21 protein-coding genes are annotated in these 18,547 nt (G+C 37.7%); 8 read left to right on the forward strand and 13 right to left on the reverse strand.

Going from position 1 to position 18,547, the window contains the following annotated elements:
- Window positions 1-18 precede the first annotated feature (18 nt).
- Together BMW64_RS00510 and BMW64_RS00515 are read left to right on the forward strand one after the other, a co-directional pair.
- Window positions 19-1,845 carry a TonB-dependent receptor plug domain-containing protein gene (locus tag BMW64_RS00510; protein WP_089997906.1) on the forward strand — a complete coding sequence of 609 codons (1,827 nt, stop codon included), beginning with the start codon at window positions 19-21 and terminating at the stop codon, window positions 1,843-1,845.
- Window positions 1,846-1,857: 12 nt separating this feature from the next.
- Complete coding sequence (locus tag BMW64_RS00515) at window positions 1,858-2,898, forward strand: YncE family protein (RefSeq protein WP_089997907.1); 1,041 nt, start codon at window positions 1,858-1,860, stop codon at window positions 2,896-2,898.
- Window positions 2,899-3,048: 150 nt separating this feature from the next.
- Here the strand turns inward: BMW64_RS00515 and BMW64_RS00520 are convergent, their stop codons facing one another.
- Together BMW64_RS00520 and BMW64_RS00525 are read right to left on the reverse strand one after the other, a co-directional pair.
- On the reverse strand, window positions 3,049-4,470 hold the full coding sequence (locus tag BMW64_RS00520; RefSeq protein WP_089997908.1) for a CCA tRNA nucleotidyltransferase: 1,422 nt from the start codon (window positions 4,468-4,470) through the stop codon (window positions 3,049-3,051).
- Window positions 4,471-4,479: 9 nt separating this feature from the next.
- Window positions 4,480-4,845: a winged helix-turn-helix transcriptional regulator gene (locus BMW64_RS00525; protein ID WP_089997909.1), complete on the reverse strand. Its 366-nt coding sequence runs from the start codon at window positions 4,843-4,845 to the stop codon at window positions 4,480-4,482.
- A gap of 90 nt (window positions 4,846-4,935) precedes the next feature.
- Between BMW64_RS00525 and BMW64_RS20360 the strand changes: the two genes are divergently transcribed.
- Window positions 4,936-5,193 carry a hypothetical protein gene (locus BMW64_RS20360; RefSeq protein WP_143052616.1) on the forward strand — a complete coding sequence of 86 codons (258 nt, stop codon included), beginning with the start codon at window positions 4,936-4,938 and terminating at the stop codon, window positions 5,191-5,193.
- 162 nt (window positions 5,194-5,355) lie between these two features.
- Here the strand turns inward: BMW64_RS20360 and BMW64_RS00530 are convergent, their stop codons facing one another.
- The 10 genes from BMW64_RS00530 to gldB all read right to left on the reverse strand — a co-directional run bounded on the left by BMW64_RS00530 (window position 5,356) and on the right by gldB (window position 13,839).
- Window positions 5,356-5,904: an L-threonylcarbamoyladenylate synthase gene (locus tag BMW64_RS00530; protein ID WP_089997910.1), complete on the reverse strand. Its 549-nt coding sequence runs from the start codon at window positions 5,902-5,904 to the stop codon at window positions 5,356-5,358.
- A 54-nt stretch (window positions 5,905-5,958) separates the two neighbouring features.
- Window positions 5,959-6,396 (reverse strand): transposase, encoded by a 438-nt coding sequence (locus BMW64_RS00535; protein ID WP_089997911.1) that lies wholly within the window; start codon window positions 6,394-6,396, stop codon window positions 5,959-5,961.
- A gap of 79 nt (window positions 6,397-6,475) precedes the next feature.
- Window positions 6,476-6,931, reverse strand: coding sequence for a hypothetical protein (locus BMW64_RS00540; protein ID WP_089997912.1), 456 nt, complete (start codon window positions 6,929-6,931; stop codon window positions 6,476-6,478).
- Window positions 6,928-7,431 (reverse strand): DinB family protein, encoded by a 504-nt coding sequence (locus BMW64_RS00545; protein ID WP_089997913.1) that lies wholly within the window; start codon window positions 7,429-7,431, stop codon window positions 6,928-6,930. Before BMW64_RS00545 ends, BMW64_RS00540 begins: the two co-directional genes overlap by 4 nt.
- Window positions 7,432-7,507: 76 nt before the next feature.
- Complete coding sequence (locus BMW64_RS00550; RefSeq protein ID WP_089997914.1) at window positions 7,508-7,948, reverse strand: GNAT family N-acetyltransferase; 441 nt, start codon at window positions 7,946-7,948, stop codon at window positions 7,508-7,510.
- Between the two features lie 72 nt (window positions 7,949-8,020).
- Entirely contained in the window at window positions 8,021-9,160 is a 1,140-nt protein-coding gene (locus BMW64_RS00555) for a cystathionine gamma-synthase (protein WP_089997915.1), read from the reverse strand.
- Window positions 9,161-9,244: 84 nt separating this feature from the next.
- Complete coding sequence (gene gldC, locus BMW64_RS00560; RefSeq protein ID WP_072885393.1) at window positions 9,245-9,571, reverse strand: gliding motility protein GldC; 327 nt, start codon at window positions 9,569-9,571, stop codon at window positions 9,245-9,247.
- A gap of 32 nt (window positions 9,572-9,603) precedes the next feature.
- Window positions 9,604-11,805 (reverse strand): thioredoxin-like domain-containing protein, encoded by a 2,202-nt coding sequence (locus BMW64_RS00565; RefSeq protein ID WP_089997916.1) that lies wholly within the window; start codon window positions 11,803-11,805, stop codon window positions 9,604-9,606.
- Window positions 11,806-11,816: 11 nt separating this feature from the next.
- Entirely contained in the window at window positions 11,817-12,719 is a 903-nt protein-coding gene (locus BMW64_RS00570; RefSeq protein ID WP_089997917.1) for an ABC transporter ATP-binding protein, read from the reverse strand.
- Window positions 12,720-12,858: 139 nt separating this feature from the next.
- Window positions 12,859-13,839 carry a gliding motility lipoprotein GldB gene (gene gldB / locus BMW64_RS00575; protein WP_089997918.1) on the reverse strand — a complete coding sequence of 327 codons (981 nt, stop codon included), beginning with the start codon at window positions 13,837-13,839 and terminating at the stop codon, window positions 12,859-12,861.
- 53 nt (window positions 13,840-13,892) lie between these two features.
- On the opposite strand from gldB, the gene BMW64_RS00580 reads away from it, so the two are divergent.
- The 5 genes from BMW64_RS00580 (at window position 13,893) to BMW64_RS00600 (ending at window position 16,842) form a co-directional block, all read left to right on the forward strand.
- Window positions 13,893-14,528, forward strand: coding sequence for a leucine-rich repeat domain-containing protein (locus BMW64_RS00580; RefSeq protein WP_228400811.1), 636 nt, complete (start codon window positions 13,893-13,895; stop codon window positions 14,526-14,528).
- Between the two features lie 4 nt (window positions 14,529-14,532).
- A complete protein-coding gene (locus tag BMW64_RS00585) occupies window positions 14,533-15,057 on the forward strand; it encodes a GNAT family N-acetyltransferase (protein WP_089997920.1) in 525 nt (174 codons plus the stop codon).
- Between the two features lie 64 nt (window positions 15,058-15,121).
- The gene (gene nadE / locus BMW64_RS00590; RefSeq protein WP_089997921.1) at window positions 15,122-15,916 is read left to right on the forward strand and encodes an NAD(+) synthase; all 795 of its coding nucleotides are present in this window, start codon (window positions 15,122-15,124) and stop codon (window positions 15,914-15,916) included.
- Window positions 15,917-16,052: 136 nt separating this feature from the next.
- The gene (locus BMW64_RS00595; protein WP_089997922.1) at window positions 16,053-16,553 is read left to right on the forward strand and encodes a ribonuclease domain-containing protein; all 501 of its coding nucleotides are present in this window, start codon (window positions 16,053-16,055) and stop codon (window positions 16,551-16,553) included.
- Window positions 16,554-16,560: 7 nt separating this feature from the next.
- Entirely contained in the window at window positions 16,561-16,842 is a 282-nt protein-coding gene (locus BMW64_RS00600; protein ID WP_089997923.1) for a barstar family protein, read from the forward strand.
- Between the two features lie 726 nt (window positions 16,843-17,568).
- Here the strand turns inward: BMW64_RS00600 and BMW64_RS00605 are convergent.
- On the reverse strand, window positions 17,569-18,522 hold the full coding sequence (locus tag BMW64_RS00605; protein WP_089997924.1) for a C-type lectin-like domain-containing protein: 954 nt from the start codon (window positions 18,520-18,522) through the stop codon (window positions 17,569-17,571).
- Window positions 18,523-18,547: the final 25 nt, after the last annotated feature.

Below are 18,547 nucleotides of genomic sequence, written 5' to 3' on the forward strand. Positions count from 1 at the left end.
GAGGAAAAGTAAAATAGAATGGATATAAAAAAATCTTTACTACTGATTTTTTCGGCTTATGGTTGCTTTCTTTCCGCACAGGAGAAAGCTATTGACACGGTTTATGTTTTTGATAACCAAATGAATAAAGTTAAGCTTTTTCATAAAGTCAACACCATTAAACCTCAGGATTTTGAAAAAAATTCTACCAATCTTTCCGAGCTCTTGCGTTTTCAGTCACAGGTTTACATTAAGGAAAACGGGCGTGGCGCCGTATCATCACCGTCTTTCAGAGGAACAAGCGCAGGACATACCGCTTTTGTGTGGAACGGAATCAATATCAACTCAACATTTCTGGGACAGGGAGATGTGAATAATATTCCGCTTTTCGGGTACGACGAACTTGAGGTAAAAGCAGGCGGCGGAAGCGTACAGTACGGAAGTTCGGCCATTGGGGGAAGTATTCATCTTAATAATAATCTGGAATTTAATAAAGGATTCCATGCACTTCTTTATTCGGAAGCAGGGTCTTTTGACACTTTTAATAATTTCCTGAAGGGTTCTTTCAGCAATGATAAATTCAGTTTTAAGGTTTCCGGAAACTATTTTATCAGCCAAAATGATTATGAAGTTCCGGAAAAGGAGTACATCAACAGAAACGGCAGATATTATAATACGTCCATCAACATCGGGACTTCTTACAAAATTGCGCCCCATCAGACGATTTCGTGGCAAAATCAGATCTTCGACGGTTCACAGCATTACCCGATTTTTACTGAAAACGGCAATAAAACAAAGTATAATGCTCAGACACTGAGAAGCCTTATTTCATGGGATATTTCCAGAAATGATTTTTCAAACAGCCTGAAAGCGGCTTACACCGAAGACAATTTCCAATATTTCGGGGATATCGATAAACCGAAAGAAAGCGGTGCGGAAGGTAAAAATTATATTTTCAGGAATGATTTTAATTATTTTATCACTCCGAAACTTAATGTAAATGTAATTGGCGAATTCCAGGTAAATAAAGGACTGGGTTACCAGTCGGGCATTGGCGATATCAGCAGAAACATGGGTTCCGTTGCCGGACTTGCCAGGTATTTTGTGAGTCAGAAACTTCGTTTTGAAGCAGGATTAAAAAAAGATTTTGTAGAAAATATATCTTCGCCTGTTCTCTATTCTTTTTCAGGAAAATGGGAGCCGTTGAAATGGTATCATATAGGATCAAGTGTTTCAAGAAATTTCAAAATTCCTTCATTAAATGATCTTTACTGGCAAAAAGGAGGGAATCTTGATTTGGTTCCGGAAACTTCGACCAATGTGGATATGGATCATGAATTTATTTTCGGGGATTTCAGACTGACGTTGAGTCCATATTATATGGACATTAAAAATTACATCGGCTGGCTTCCTACATCGGCTGGTTACTGGGCAGCCTTCAACACTTACAGCGTAGAAATATACGGGCTCGATTCTCAAATCACTTATCAAAAGAATTTTGGAAATCATAATTTCAGAGTTAATGCAGGCTACACGTATTCGAAATCTACCAACAAACAGACAGGAATGCAGATGATGTATGTTCCGCTGCATAAAGCATTTGGAAATATTGATTACCGTTATCGTTTCCTGAATGTTTATGTTCAGGGACTTTTCAACGGTTTGACCTATACCACTACTGATGAAAAAAGAGCTGATGCCATTGATCCTTATTTTGTTCTGAATACGGGAATTTCGGCTAATCTTTTAAAACATTACACCTTAGGGTTTAAAGTAAATAATATTACTGATACTGTATATCAGACAGTTTCATATTATCCTTTACCCAAAAGGAATTATAGTGTTTATGTACATATTAATTTTTAACATTTAAATATTATGAAAATAACTAAACTTCTGACTCTGATTTTTGCTTTTGCTTTGCTGTTTAATGTCTCTTGTAGCAGTGAAGACGGTATAACAACAGGAGAAATGTACTACGGCAACGGGTTTTTGCTCAGTAATGAGGGAAATTTTGGGAAACCAAATGCTGATGTCACTTTTGTAAGTTCAAATCTCGCCAGTAAGCAGGATAATATTTTCTCTGCTAACAACGGAGGATCTAATCTTGGTGATGTTTTGCAGATGATCGCCTTTAATGGTGATAACGCTTATCTGTTGCTGAATAACTCAAATAAAATTCAGATTGTCAACAGGTTTGATTTCAAAAAAGCAGGAGAAATTACCACTCAGCTGAATTCACCACGTTTCATGGCCTTTGCAAACAATAACATTTATGTAACCAATGACAAATACGGAGGTGACAAATTTGTAAGCATTTATAAAAGTTCTGATTTGTCTTTTGTGAAAAAGATTAATTTTACGGATACGGTTGAAAGAATTGTAGAAGCTGGGAATAATATTTTTGTACAAAATGCCTCTTTTGGATTTGGTGATAAAATTACTTACATCACGACTTCTAATAATGAAGTTCAATCTACCATTACGATCCCTAACGGCAATATCAATAAAATGATTGTAAACAACGAAACGGTATATGCTATTGCAGCGGGAACCAGCGATTCTTACATCTATCAGATTTCAGCTACGGGAGTTACAAAGACATACACTTTAACAGGTATTGCTGATGCTAATAATCTTGAAATTGAAAATGGTAAATTTTACTTTACCTCAGGACTTAAAGTATACACCATGGACCTAACGGCCACTTCAGCACCTTCTGCCCCATTATTTACAGTAGACAACAGTGTTGATCCTTATTCTAATTTATATGGATTCAGCGTTGTAAACGATAGAATTTTTGTTTCGGATGCTAACGGATTTACCGAAGACAGCAAGATCAGCGTATATTCTAAAAGCGGTCTTCTGCTAAGAAGTTTTACAGCAGGTAAAGCTACAAACGGAGCGTACTGGAACTAACAGTAAATTGTATTAAACCTTAATACAACTTTTTTTCATCATTTGTGTTTTTTTCCGGGCGGTTTCGAAGAAACCGCCCGGATTTTATTTTAATTCAAAAAAAAGCAACAGACCGGAATCTATTGCTTTGATATGCTAATGTTGTATTTTTCAGGCTAAAGTTAATCCTAACTTTAATGCTTCTTCGATCACAAATTGCTTTGCCTTTTCGCTGTCGTTTTCAATCTCGCCTTCAAGGATGGCTTCTTTTACCTTTTCTTTTAATATTCCGATTTCACGGCCGGGTTTCAGATTAAACATCGCCATGATTTCTTCTCCCGAAATGGGCGGCTGGAAATTTCTCACCTGGTCTTTTTCCTCTACTTCTTTAATCTTTACCGCAACATATTCAAAGTTTTTCTTGAATTTTTCCTGTTTTTTTGAATTCTTTGTAGTGATATCGGCTTTACAAAGTGTGAAAAGGTCTTCCATATCCTCTCCTGAATCAAATAACAGTCTTCTTAATGCAGAGTCAGACGCATCATCGGTGATAAGTGCAATCGGACGAGAGGAAAGCTTTACCATTTTCTGGACATACTTCATATCGTTTCCTAAGGGCAGTTTCAGCCTTTGGAATAATGTTTTCACCATTTTTGAACCTAAAAACTCATGTCCGTGGAAAGTCCATCCTGTTCCTTCAACGAACTTTTTTGTTGGTGCTTTTCCGATATCGTGGAGCAGTGCTGCCCAACGCAGCCATAAATTGTCTGTATTTTCTGAGATATTGTCTACCACTTCTAAGGTATGGTAAAAATTATCTTTATGAGTTTGACCTTCCACTTCTTCTATCCCTTTCAAATCAATGAGTTCAGGAATGATTAATTTCATCAGACCGGTTTCTTCCATCAGCTTGAGACCGATCGAAGGCTTTTTGGAAAGCATGATCTTGTTAAATTCAACCATGATTCTTTCCATGGAAACGATTTTAATTCTGTCCGCCTCCTGTTTTATAGCGTTAAGTGAATTTTCTTCAATCCGGAATTGGAGTGTAGAAGCAAAACGGATGGCTCTCATCATTCGCAACGGATCGTCAGAATAGGTTTGCGCAGGTTCAAGCGGTGTTCTGAGAATTCCTTTTTCCAGATCATCAATACCGTTAAAAGGATCTATGAGTTCGCCAAAATTCTTCTTATTTAAAGAAATTGCCATTGCATTAACTGTAAAATCCCTTCGTTTCTGATCATCTTCTATCGTACCACCTTCCACTTCGGGTTTACGGCTGTCTTCGGAGTAGCTTTCTTTCCTGGCTCCTACAAATTCAAGCTCGAGATCTTTATATCTGATCATCGCTGTTCCGTACGTTTTGAAAACAGAAACTTTCATTTTGGGATCAATTTCTCTCCCTACGTTTTGGGCAAGTTCAATTCCACTTTGTTCAGTCACAAAATCAATATCTGTAGACGCTTTTCTTTTCATGAGTAAATCACGGACATAACCTCCAACGATGTACACCGACTGGCCATTCCTTTCCGCGACTTCAGAAATTATTTTAAAAAGTTTAAGGTTTTTATTTTGATTAAGATTGATATTCATTGTAAATATTCAAAATTCAGAGTCTGCAAAGATAAGCGTATCATCCTTTTGTTCTATAATTATTTTTCTATGTTTTTGTCCCCATGCCACGATCGATTCTATGAGAGACTCTAAAGATTTGCCATGCTCTGAAAGCATATAATAAGAAGTATTGTCACATTCTTTTTTAGTAATCAGTAAGTTTTGTTCCAAAAACTTGAGCTCCCTGATGAGCGTTCTTGCAGTAATATGCTGAAGATCCCTCTGTAATTCATTAAATCGTTTCTCTTTATCACACAAGCTTGCAAGAATGGCACTTTTCCATCTTCCTCCGATAATATAAATAACGTCATTGACGTCTCTAAGTTGCAGTTGCTTTTGCTTATTTTTCATCATCCTGTTTTTCCGGTATCCTGAAAGATACTTATATTTTCATCAAAGATATTACAGCAAATTGGATTTTTATTTAATTTTACCAAAACATTTATGATGAAAGACAAATTACATGTACACCAAAACATTCCCTTATCGGTAAAAATATTCTCGTGGGTTCTCATCGTAGCGGGAATATTTTTCTTTTATGTTTTCACCTTCAATCCCGGATTATCTTTTCCGGGGGCAAGTATTACAGATTATTCCTCACGGCTGGGATTTAGCAGCACAGGAGTAAGGGTATTAGGCAGTGTCGTTGCTCTACTGATCTCTGTATCTTTAATAAACCTCAATGGCTTTTTATTACTTTGATTTCAAGACTGGTCATAGAAGCCGGTGATATTATTGTTAATGTAGCCACCCACGGAACTATAACCAACACCATTATGATCGGAGTTATAGCCATTCTTGAATTTTGGGCTGTTGTAAAGCTGTACCGAATTATTAAAACTTAGTATCGGCAATTATCCCCAATTATTCCCTAAGAACCTTTATTCTGTTATCACTCCAGATTTTGATGACGGATGAACCCGGATATTTTGAAACCTTCTCTCTGTCCTCTTCCACCGCATAATCTACCAAATTGACAATTTCAGGAGAAATATCAGAGAATTTCAAAGGACTTTTTTCACCACTGAAATTGGCTGAAGTTGAAACCAACGGCTTATTTAATTTTGTGATTAATTTTTTACAAAATTCATTTTTAACCAGCCTAATTCCTATGCTTCCGTCTTCGGCCAGGAGTTCTTTCGGCAGTCCTCTGGGATTTTCATAAACGATCGTTACCGGTTTTTCGCTCAAATCAATGATTTCCCAGGCCATTTCCGGAACGTCAACTAAATCCTGAAGCCTCTTTTCAGATTCTACCAAAATAATCATGGATTTGTTTTTTTCGCGTTTTTTGATCTCAAAAATTTTATTGACGGCTTCTATATTTGTCGCATCACAGCCAATTCCCCAGATCGTATCTGTGGGATATAAAATGGTGCCGCCGGATTTTAATATTTGTATGATATTTTCCATAATTCAGTAGGGGCGGGCTTTAGCCCGTCTTCAAAATTAAGCATTCATTCGGCTTTAGCCAAAACCTAATTTAAAATTATATTTTTCAATGAATTCCAGATATTCTTCTGTAAAACTTTTTTTCCTGTGATGAATTTCCTGATTCTTAATATAATTTCTAATAGATTCAATCATAGATTCTGATATAGAAACTGCAAAATATTCATCCTGCCACGAAAACTTTTCTTTTGTTAATTGATTTTTGTTAATCCAATGAGAAGGCTCTCCTTTTAATAATTGTACAACTTTTTCAATATTCTGATTCGAACCAAGAGAAATCAGACAATGGCAATGATGCGAATAACCATTAATCATATCTACAAAAATTCCTTTTTCTGAAGCATTTTCTTTTATATGTTTCCAAATTTTGAGTCTTAATTCAGGAGAGTTGAAATAAGGAATTCTATTTCTGGTCGAAAAGACAATATGAATATAAATTTTAATAAATGGCATTTGTGTCGTTTGTCCAAAAATATAAATTTATTTTAGATTTTGGCTAAAGCCAATTAAATTGTATTAAATAGAAAACGGGCTAAAGCCCGTTCCTATTGATGGTTGTAAAATTATTTTTAATTCTCAAATAAACAGAAGAACACATTATAAATAAAATTGAAGCCAGCCATAAAAAATATCCGATTTCTAGGCTGTAAATAGGAGCTTCTCTTCCACTTTCTGAAACTAATATAGAATTCCAGAATAGAAAAGATACAGAAATTAATAAAGCAATGATGCCGGTAACAATTGAAGCAAAAAACTTCTCAAAAAAGAAGCAGGCTATTGAGATAAAAAACCAAATATTTGCTGACCAAATAAAGAATTCCAAAATTCCACCACCTAGAAAACTTATACCACCGATTAGTAAAAGCTCAAAAGAACTAAAATCTCTAATTTCCTTGGATTCTGTAACTTTAAAAGCAGTAAAGAAGAGAGACGCTATAAAAATTAGCAGACTTATGAGAGCTAAAATATTTTTTAGGGAATACTTCATAACACCGGCAAATATCTTTCCCCAATAATATTCAAATGATGCACATTGTGACCAACAATTAATTTCCCGATGGTTTCTACGGAAATTTCATTCCCGTTGGCTATTCCGGTATTCTTTAAAACAGAAGGATTCAATGTTTCCAGCAATAACTGTGAAGATTTCCTCACAGTCTGATATTCATCCAATAAAGAGCTCAGACTTATTTCATTCGCATAAGAGTTTCTGGCGTAATTTTCCTCGTCAAAGCCGGGAAGTTCATTTTTGTCTCCCCTTGCGAAAGCCAGGATTCTGTATTGAAAAACCCTTTCGGTATCCGACAGGTGTAAAAGCAATTCTTTAAGTGTCCATTTTCCCTCGGCATAAGCGCAATGCGATTGTTCTTCAGAAAGTTTACTATAAATTCCAACTGTTTTCTCTTCTGTTCTTTTCAATTCTTCCAGCAAGTTTTCAGAAGGAATCAAATCTAAATATCGCTGTACGTATTTTTGAAATTCTGTCATAATTATAAGTTTAACAATGTACCAGTGTAGCAATGTAGCAATTATTGGTAAACTGCTACATTATTAAATGGTCACATTAATTATTGGTCCATTCATAGAAATTCACTTTGTCGTAAATTTCAAATCCGCAGGACGGATATAATTTATTTCCGATATCATTCGATTTTCCGGTTTCCAGAAGAATTCCGCAGGCATCAGTTGCTATTGCCATTTTCTTGGCTTTGTCAATCAATAGTTTAGAATACCCGTTTCCACGGTGATTTTCATTAACATATAAATCATTCAGCAACCAATAGCGTTTCATCCTTGTAGAGGAAAACAATGGATATAATTGTACAAAACCTACCAATTTGCCTTGATTTTCAGCAACAAAAATTTCAGAATCTTTATTTTCGATTCTTTCTGTGATGAATTTTTCGGCTGCAGGAATATCAGATTCTTTATGATAAAATATTCTGTACTGATCAAACAGTTCAGATAATTGTTTTACATCCTGAATGTTTGCTTTTCTTGTCATGATATGGGTTTTAAGACTTTGTCAAAGTTAAAAGTGGTGAAAATCTAACTTTGACAAAGTTGTGGAGTCAGATTAAGAAAATGCTCTTTCCAGATCTGCGATCAGGTCTTCCGCATCTTCAATTCCTACGCTTAGACGAACTAAATCGTCTGTAATTCCTAATTCTGCACGTTTTTCTGCAGGAATAGAAGCGTGCGTCATTAAAGCCGGATGATTTGCCAAAGATTCCACACCACCCAAAGACTCAGCTAAAGTGAATACTTTTACTTTTTCCAAAAACTTAATTGCATCTTCCTTTTTACCAGATTTGAAAGTGAAAGAAACCATTCCTCCGAAATCTTTCATCTGGGATTTTGCCAGCTCAAACTGAGGGTGGGATTCCAATCCCGGATAGATGACTTTATCTACGGCAGGATGAGATTCAAGATATTTTGCCACGGCCATTCCGTTTTCCGAATGTCTCTGAACTCTTAATGCCAATGTTTTAATTCCTCTTAATACTAAATAAGAATCGTGAGGACCTAAAATTCCACCACTAGCAAACTGAATAAAGTGAAGCTTTTCTCCCAATTCAGCATCTTTTGCCACTAAAGCACCCGCGATCACATCGGAGTGACCTCCTAAATATTTCGTTGCAGAGTGCATCACGATATCTGCTCCAAGATCGATTGGTCTCTGAAGATAAGGTGTTGCAAACGTATTGTCTACGGCAACCAGAATATCTTTTCCTTTTGCAACTTCCACAACCGCTTTAATGTCTACGAGTTTCATTAAAGGATTTGTCGGCGTTTCTACCCAGATCAGTTTGGTTTTATCGGTAATAACGTCAGCGATTTTTGAAACATCATCAAAATTCACGAAGGTAAATTTCAACTGGTATTTCTCGAAAAGTCTGGTAAACATTCTATATGTACCGCCATACAGATCATCTACAGCGATTACCTCATCTCCGGGATTTAATAATTTTAAAACACAATCGATTGCTGCCAGCCCCGATCCGAAGGCTAGTCCTCTGGCTCCATTCTCAATGCTTGCCAAAGAATCTTCCAACGCCTGTCTCGTAGGGTTCGCCGCTCTTGAATATTCGTATCCGGAATGTACACCCGGGCTTTTCTGTGCGAAGGTTGACGTTAAAAATACAGGAACGTTTACCGAGCCTGTCGCCGATTCGTGGTGTTGACCACCGTGTATTACTTTTGTATTGAAATTCATAATCTTAATAATTTAACAATGTATCAATGTACCAGTTTACCAATATTGTTACATTGCTAGACTGATACATTGTTATATTAGTTCTTACATTTTTATCGCAGATTTTACGGCAAACTCTTCTGCCATCTCCTCCATCCACTGGGCTACGTCTTCTTCTCCGGTTGCTCTTTGGTAAGTATTTCCCAGAGAAACCAGGATCTGATGGATGAACATTTTCATTTGGTCAACCGGCATTTCTTTAGTCCAAAGGTCGATTCTCAAAGCTTCCATGGCTTTATCGTCCCAAACCGAAATCATCGTTGCCTTGGTTGCTTCCTTTTCGATGCCGCCATCCTGAGCGTTCCAGGTAATATTTTCCGGGATGTGGTTTTCATCCAGTTCTACATCTATCGTAATCTGAGTTTTTCTCATAACTTTCTTTTATTTCTAAATTTGTTGCAAAGTTAATACTTCTTAAGCTTATCCAAAATTTCTACAAAGTTATCTTCATCCGGAAACGGTGTATTCAGGTTAAATATTTTACCTTCAGGATCAATAATGATAAATCTCGGAATCGATTGAATTTTATACGCTGCGAGAATCTTTTCGGCATTTTTAAGCCAAAACTGGGGAACACCTGACGGTTTTGTCTTTAAATAATTTTTCCACTTCGACTGATTTTCATCTACGCTTACAGAGATAAACTGAAGATTCTGATAATATCTGTATTGATTATTTCTTGCTTCAAAAACCGGCCGGATTTGTCTGCACGGCGCACACCAGGTTGCCCAAAGATCGATAATGACATATTTTCCTCGGAATTTTGAAAGGTTTACAGTTTTTCCGTTGTCATTTAAGAAAGTAAGATCCGGAAACACTGCGCCCTTTTGGGACCTATTGATCTGATCTAGCTTGGAATACAGCATTTTCCGGTAATCCGTATTTTTAATATTGTTAATTTCACCAGCGAATAATTTATTTCTCGTCAGGCTGTCGGTTTGAAGTTCCATAGTTTTAGACAAATGTTTCGACAACAGTCTGTCTTTTTCTAATCCTTGCGGCAGTTTATTGATTTTCGTGAAAAGTATACTGTCTGCATTGATCGACTGGTCTTTATCCGTAAGAAGATGGTCCAGCTTGAACTGAAGATAATTTTCGTTTTTGCTTAAAAGCCGTGATGGCTTACTGATATTGGCATTCAGTTCATCCACAAAAGCTTTAGGAGGGGAAAATTTAGGATCATTCCACGAGGTCATTTTTCGGTAATTACTAATCTCATTTAAGTAATTAATGGCCATCAACTGTGTTCTGTACGTTTTATATTCATCGGAAAGCGCATTGTTAGCCGGATCAGCAAAAACATTCAGAATTCTTTTCTTCTCTTTCCAGTCATCCTGAGCTGCCTCGTAGAATTTTTCCGGTTCATTGTTGTAGGGTTGATCATTCAGCACATACGTAAAATCCCTTCCAAAGGAATCCTGCTTTTCACGATAGGACTGATCTGCTTTACGATTTGACTTTATATAAGTCACCATTACGGTGTTGTTAAATTTAAAATCAAGATCAAACCAATCGCCGCTTCCCATCACCAGGACCAGCTTTTTATTTCCGATTTCAATAATATATTCATCCAACGGAAGTTTTTCTTTTGTAGTCCAGTTGAATGTATTATTGATTACGGGTGCGGCACCGACTTTCTTGTGAAAATCTGATGTATAAATTTTAACGGAATCGATTTTAAGATCTGTATCTAATGTTCCTTTCATAGAAACTCCTTCAGCAATGCTTTTATAAGGCTTCGGCAACTGAATAAAATAGAGAAAAACAAATCCGGCAACAAATAGTACCGATGAGATGACGATCTGTTTTTTATTTTTACCAAAAGCATTTTTAAATCCTTTTTTGCTGTACCAGAAATATCCTATGATGAGAAAAATAACCATCCAGAAAATACTCATAAATTCCGAATGTGAAATAAAAGTATTGAGGTTCCTAATCTCCGGAGCGTTCCAGAAATTATATAAAGAACCGTAAGGATTAAAAAAGAATGACTGCTTCTGAATGAGCGCGGTAATATTTGAGGCAATTCCCAAAGAACCGATCAGGAAAGACCAGATAAATCCATGAAAAGCGACCGAAATACAGAGCTGAAGAGCTGCAATTCCTAAAACTGTAATGCATATCCTGATATATGTTTTAATAGCCCATACTACATCAAAATCCATCAGTTTTACGGCATTCGGATGAATATAATAATCTGCCGTTGCCATGATCATACTAAATATAAAATATGAAGTGATGCACATTACACTCAGGATCACCACAATGATATATTTTGACAGATAAAGCTGCAAACGGCTTACCGGCTGTGTTTCCATAAGTTGCCATCCGTTGTTTTTATGGTCAGTCTGGGCAATCCTGTTTGCGGCCACAATAATCAGCAGCGGTAATATGAAAAATACAAAATATTTTAACTGATCACCACCGATCGCATCTTCAAAAACAGAAAATTTCAGTGTTCCTTCCGGAACCGTTTCCGGCATAAAAAACGAAGGAACATATACCAGAATCGGAAGTAAGCCACCTAAAACAATGGCAATATAAATGATTCCTAATCCTTTAAGCTTCAGCCATTCCGTACCGGCTGTTGTGAGTAATTTTTTCATTGATCTGGGTTTTAATTTTTAGTAATTTCCATGAACCATTCTTCCAGTCCTGCACTGTTTTTGACTTCAAAGATGGCGGCATCCTTCAAAATCAGTTTCTTTACAAGATCGGTAATATCTTCCCGGGATGCAGCCGTAACTTCTATACTGGTTTCGTTCAGCATTTTCGGAGAATAGCTTTCAGGAATTTCGTTGATGAAAACTGCAGCATCATTCAATCCGATCTTTATGCGGTTGTATCGATACATTTCATTGAGGTCTTTAATGCTGCCTGCAAATCGGATCTCACCATGAGAGATAATGGCGAGATGCGTAATCATTTTTTCAATTTCCTGGAGCAGATGGCTGGAGATGAAAATAGTAACGCCTTCTTCTTTATTCAGTTTAATGAGCAGCTCGCGGATTTCCAGCATTCCGTTGGGGTCGAGCCCGTTTACCGGCTCATCTAAAATCAAAAGATCGGGTTTTCCCAGTAAAGTTATGGCGATTGCCAGCCTCTGCTTCATTCCAAGCGAATATCTTTTCATCTTCATATTTCTACTTTCCCACAACCCGACCAGATGCAAAACTCTTTCACATTCGGAAAGCGGAAGGTTTCTGAGCCTTGAAATTACAAGAAGATTATCCCAGCCTGAAAGGTGGTCATAAAAGGCTGCCGTATCTATAAGACTTCCGATCTTATGAAAACCGTCGGGGTAAAGGTCAGACAGTTTTTCTTCAAATATTCTGATTGTGTTATCCTCATCAGGAATACTCCCGATAAGCATTTTCATCGTCGTAGATTTTCCGGCACCGTTGGCTCCCAGGAAACCGAAAATACTGCCTTTGGGAACCGAAAGACTGATATCTTTTAAAACGGGCTTGCTCTTGGAAAATCCGAAACTGAGGTTCTGAATCCTGATAATATTTTCCATATGCTATTATTTTTTATTACAACAAATATAATAACATAAATAGTAATATGCAATACAAAGTACTTAAATTAACAAACAATGCCACAAAAAAACCTCCAGCAACTGCTGAAGGCCTACTATCATTGAAATTATGTGATTACTATAATTTCGGCTTATATCCCGACTGGTTAAAAATAACCGTGGCATCCATATTCAGGAAATCCTGAAGTTTCGTTTCCGGTTTCTCTTTTAAATATGCTTTACAGATCTGCCATCCCGTAAAAATTCCGATTTGCGGTGAAGATTCATTGTCAATTTCAGTATAAAACTTGGAAAACGGACCCGGAACGATGAAGCGGTCTTCCAGCCTGTGATCATCCCCAAAGATCAGGTTGTTCTCCACGAAATAATTCCAGATATTGGCCTCATTGGATATGGCCCATTCATATTGCTTTTGGGTGTAATTCATCTTCAGATAATCCGGATAGGTCGGCAGGAAGGCATCTTTCAGAATCATGATTTTCCCGTTGAGAATTATCATATCGATAAATTTCTGATGGTCGGGAGATTCTTTTACAAAACCTTCTGCATAAATCTGTGCTACTTTCGGGACAATATTGTTTGGGTTCATGGATTTTTGAAAATACATTTCAAGACCTTTATAATTGGGATTTCCTTCTCCCATAAAGCCTGTAACGTCGATGAACAGCAGATTTCCTTTTGGATCATAAAAAATAGGATCCTGAACCATCTGGAGTGCAGAAGAAAAAAGATATACTTTCGGACTCTTAAATGAAGGAAAATAATATTTGATATGGGAAAAAAGATCCTGAAGATCTGCCTGAAGCTTTTTCTCATCGATCTTACCGATGGCTTCTTTATAGATCTTGATTTCCTCCTGATCAGCTCTGCGTTTTGAAAAGTCAGCATCAGTTACCGTACCCTGAAACCAGGGAAATTCTGATTTAAACTGCTCCAGAGGAACATTTTGATCGTAAAACTTTTTGGAAATGTCGGTGATAGTTACTTTTTCCGCAGGGTTTTTCACTTCAACCTTCCATTTGTTCTCAGCTTCTTTTTTACAGGAAACCAATCCTAAAACCAATACCAATGAAAGTGCAGTAATTCTGAAAATCTTCATATTTTTACTTGAAATTAAGTGTACAAAAATAATGATTTAAACACAATTCAGTGATGAAATTTAAAATAATATCCCCATTGCTCCTTATTTCAATGTCTGCTTTTCTTCAGGCTCAAAAACTTATTTTTAAAGATAAAAATTTTGAAAAAGCTGCCATTGAAAATTTTGACACCAATAAAGACGGTAATATTACCCAACCGGAAGCCGACCATGTTGAGAACCTTTTTCTTGTGGGGAAAGGGATCACTTCTGCAGAAGATATCAGTCATTTTAAGAATGCCAGAATGATTGTAATGGATGAAAACACGATTCCCAAGATTTTAATTAAAAATATGAATCGTCTCCAGTTGTTTTCCTGTACGGGATGTAAGATCAGTACATTCAGCATTGAGAATGTCAAAAGTCTTACGTCATTGTACCTTGACAATAACAGTATTGAACATATTTCACTGAAATCAGCTCCCTCAATTAATCAATTAACCTTATCTTTAAATAAAATTAAGATCATTGATGTAAGTGCTCTTAAAAGCCTTAAAAATCTTAACCTGGAACATAATCAGATCCAAAAACTGGATATCTCAGGAAACCCGAATCTGCAGACTTTAAATGTAAAACAAAATCCTTTAAAGGAGACAGATATCATAAAAGGGAATCAGAACGTAACCATTTTTGGATTTCATCAACAATAAAACTATGCATCTGGAAACCGAAAGACTGATTCTAAGAAAATTTGAAGAAACCGACGCGGAACGCATGTTCCTCCTCGACTCCGATCCTGAAGTGATGAAATATATCGGAATGCCTACCCTTTCCGACATCAGCGAATCTCAAAACGTTATCACAATGATCAGACAGCAATATGCCGACAATGGTGTTGGCAGGCTTGCCGTAATTGAAAAGGAAAGCAATCTGCTGATCGGGTGGAGCGGATTAAAATTACTGACCAAGGAAATAAACGGCTATAAAAATGTGTATGATCTCGGATATCGTTTCATACCTGAGTATTGGGGAAAGGGCTATGCTTTAGAATCCGGAAGGGCCTCTCTTGATTTTGGCTTCAATGGTTTGAAAATTGATGTCATTTATGCTCACGCTCATTCCGAAAACCTGGCTTCCAACCATATTCTGAGGAAATTGGGATTCAGAAAAACAGGAGAATTTACCGAACCCGACGGAATCTGCTTCTGGTATGAGCTGAATCGTGAAAATTATCTTTAATAATCTTTTCAAAACATTTAATTTTGAAGGTTCTTATTTAAAACATATTTAAAAATATAAACAAATGCAGACACAGAAAGTAATAGATCATATTGTCAGCTGGCTGAAAGACTATGCCGTAAAGGCCAATGTAAAAGGATATGTCATCGGAATATCAGGGGGTGTGGATTCGGGAGTGGTTTCTACGCTTTGTGCCATGACGGGACTTGAAGTTCTTCTTCTCGAGATGCCGATCCGCCAAAAGGAAGACCAGGTAAACCGCGCGCAGGCTCATATAGAAGATCTGAAAAAAAGATTTCCGAACGTGCAGGGAAAAACCATTAACCTGACTCCCGTTTTTGAAAGCTTTGAGGAAACTGTACACGATCACATAGAAGGAAGATGGAGCAACAACCTTGCTTTAGCGAATACGAGATCCCGCTTCAGAATGGTTACTCTATATTATTTCGGACAACTTCATGGGCTTCTGGTGTGCGGTACCGGAAATAAAGTAGAAGATTTCGGAATCGGATTCTATACAAAATATGGCGATGGCGGTGTCGACGTTTCTCCAATCGCAGATCTTTATAAAACAGAAGTTTATGAACTGGCCAAAGGATTGAATCTGATCGAAAGCATCCAAAATGCAATTCCGACAGACGGACTTTGGGATGCCGACAGAACCGATGAAGACCAGATCGGAGCCACCTATCCCGAACTGGAAAAAATCCAGAAAGAGTATGGCACAAAAGCCGTCGAAGATTATGAAGGCCGCGATAAGGAAGTATTTATGATCTTTGACAGAATGCATAAAGCCGCCAAACATAAAATGGTTCCTATTCCGATCTGCGATATCCCGGAAGAATGGAGGATAAATTGATATAATCAATTTATCAGTGTAGCAATGGATTAATGTAACAGTCTAGCAATGAATTAAACGATCAATCATTTAAAGTTATTACATTATTACATTGGTAAATTGTTACATTTCTACATTGGTACATTAAACAAAATTTATGAATAATAAAACAAGACCGCTGTTTTTCATCTGCCTGGGGCTTCTTTTCGGGATGTCCGTGATGTATGTGTACAATAATTTTATTGCGGATAAAAAGGTGAATGACTCAAAACCTGTCATTGAATATGGCAGTGTAGAACCTTTATCAGGAGAATCTTTCATTCAACAACAATCTATCGATAAACTAACGGAAGAGAAGACTGTGATCAGTTTTGTAAAGCAGAATCATAAGCTTCCTGATTTTTACGTTACTAAAAATGAAGCCAGAAAACTGGGCTGGGATCCTTCAAAAGGCAACCTTTGTGAAGTCCTTCCGGGAAAAGCCATCGGTGGTGACCGGTTTGGTAACAGGGAAAAATCATTGCCTGAAGATCAGTCTTATTTCGAGGCTGATGTCAATTATCATTGCGGAAACAGAAACGGAGACCGCATAGTATTCACAGAAAACGGTGACGTTTACCTCACGAAGGATCATTATAAAAGCTTTAAGAAGCAATAAGAAGAATATGAAAACAATATATATCGACTTTACGGACATAGGAGATTATGAAGACTTCTATGCGCAATTAAAAGAGAAACTCCCACTGCCGGAGCATTTCGGCGATAATCTTGACGCCCTTTCGGATGTGATCACCGGCGGACTTGAAATGCCGCTTCACCTGGAATTTGTAAACATGACAGTAGATCAACTCGAAATTTTTGAAGACCTGCTCACTACTCTTGAGGATGCAGAAGATGAGATGGATGAATTTACATTTACGTATTTTCTTGAGCAGTATGAAGAGTAAATCTGTATAAAATATAAGGTGGCTTTGGAGACTCAGCCACCTTTTGTTATTTTGTAACGCTGGCCTTCGACTCCGCTCAGGCGCCGCCAGCCGATTACTTTTTTGTCGCTCCGTAGAACTCTATATACTCTAACCGAAGGGAACGCTCATACTCTAAAACTCTCCCCAACCCTCACACACTACCACACACTTTTGTCATTCCGTAGGAATTTTGGCACAGTTGGTAGTATTGGATGGAAAGATTCATCCTTAGATCCTTTCAGGATGACAAGGGAACGCGATAGCAGCCGTTGAATGTTGGCTGAGGCGACTCGAAGCCACCAGTCCCGGAATCTTTCTTAAACCACCCCGTCAAAAATTCCTTGAATTTTCGCCACCCCTCCAAGGGAGGGGAATTTTGTGCCGACTAAACCTTCAGCACTCTCACTCTCAAACCCTTCAACCCAATGGTGGCTGAGCGGAGCCGAAGCCAAAACTCCGGCCGGGAAAATTTCCAAGCTGGAGTAACGTACTGATGAATGAACTATATAAGATGGTAGGTTTTCGAGAGTTGTTCTCATTGGTCGATGAGAAGAACTTATCACGCTCGAGATAACCCTCTTATCACGCCCGATGAGGGAGCCTTTCGTCGCCCGATGAGATTGTCTCTCGGAAATGCTTAAGCTACTGTCAGTAGCTTATACCGATTGCAATCTGTGACATCGTGGGCTCACGGTATCGCCTCTGTTACTGCTGAAATTCTATTATAAATCCAGGGTTGGCCCCAATCCAGTTGGTATCATTAGCAGGAACATCATTCCAGGGATGAGTGGATGTATAAGAATTACGAATGATCGTGAAATTTCGATTCTTGTAATGAAAATGAACAAATCCTTCGACACCACCGACATTGTTAGGCTCTCCTGATGCAAACCAATTAATCTTTCTAACAGCAGAAGTACCCCCTGCTGAATAATCATGATTGGGCTGCTCACCTGTTATCCATTTAAACTCAGGATCAGGCGTTAATGAATTTCCGGCAAACCAGCTAAATTTACACATTCCGATCCATCCACCATTAGTATTGAAATCAGAAAAAGGTGTTAAAAGATTTGTTTCAACATATTGCCACTCAGCATCGGAAGTAAAGACTGCCAGATAGCCTCCCATATTTTTAGCTGCAGTATAGGCCTGGTACCATGTGACGGCTCCATTGGTAGAATAAGAAGCGTATGTATGTCCCCCGAAATTTCCGGTTCCGCGCCGGGTGGCAGTCACAGAACCTATCGTTAAAGTTGCCGGTGCACTGGCAGACGCTGTTGCCGTATTGCTGGGTACGTAGCCTAAAATATTGGGATCTGCGATCGTGGTATAACTTATGGTGCTTCCTGAGCTGTTTATCTTTTTCCATTTGGTTCCATTGAAATAATAAAATCCCGGTTCTGTAATTTCTATGGTAACCGCGTTAGGAGCTGCGGGAGCTGCAGTAACATATACCAGAGTTCCCGTTTGGTTACTTCCATAAGGGCCATTCTGTATATCGGTTCCGCTTAATTTGGGAATAAGAAGGCCTTCAGGATTAGTACCCGGTACTTTTGCCTTTATATCAAGGGTGGCATAAGGAACTGTGGTATTGATGCCCACCTGAGCAAATGCAGTAAGGCTGATGAGGTGCACAGCCAATGTAATAATATTTTTCATTTTTATTGTATTATGAGTTTTTAAT

It is taken from the genome of Chryseobacterium taichungense (assembly GCF_900109935.1).
Lineage (GTDB): Bacteria > Bacteroidota > Bacteroidia > Flavobacteriales > Weeksellaceae > Chryseobacterium > Chryseobacterium taichungense.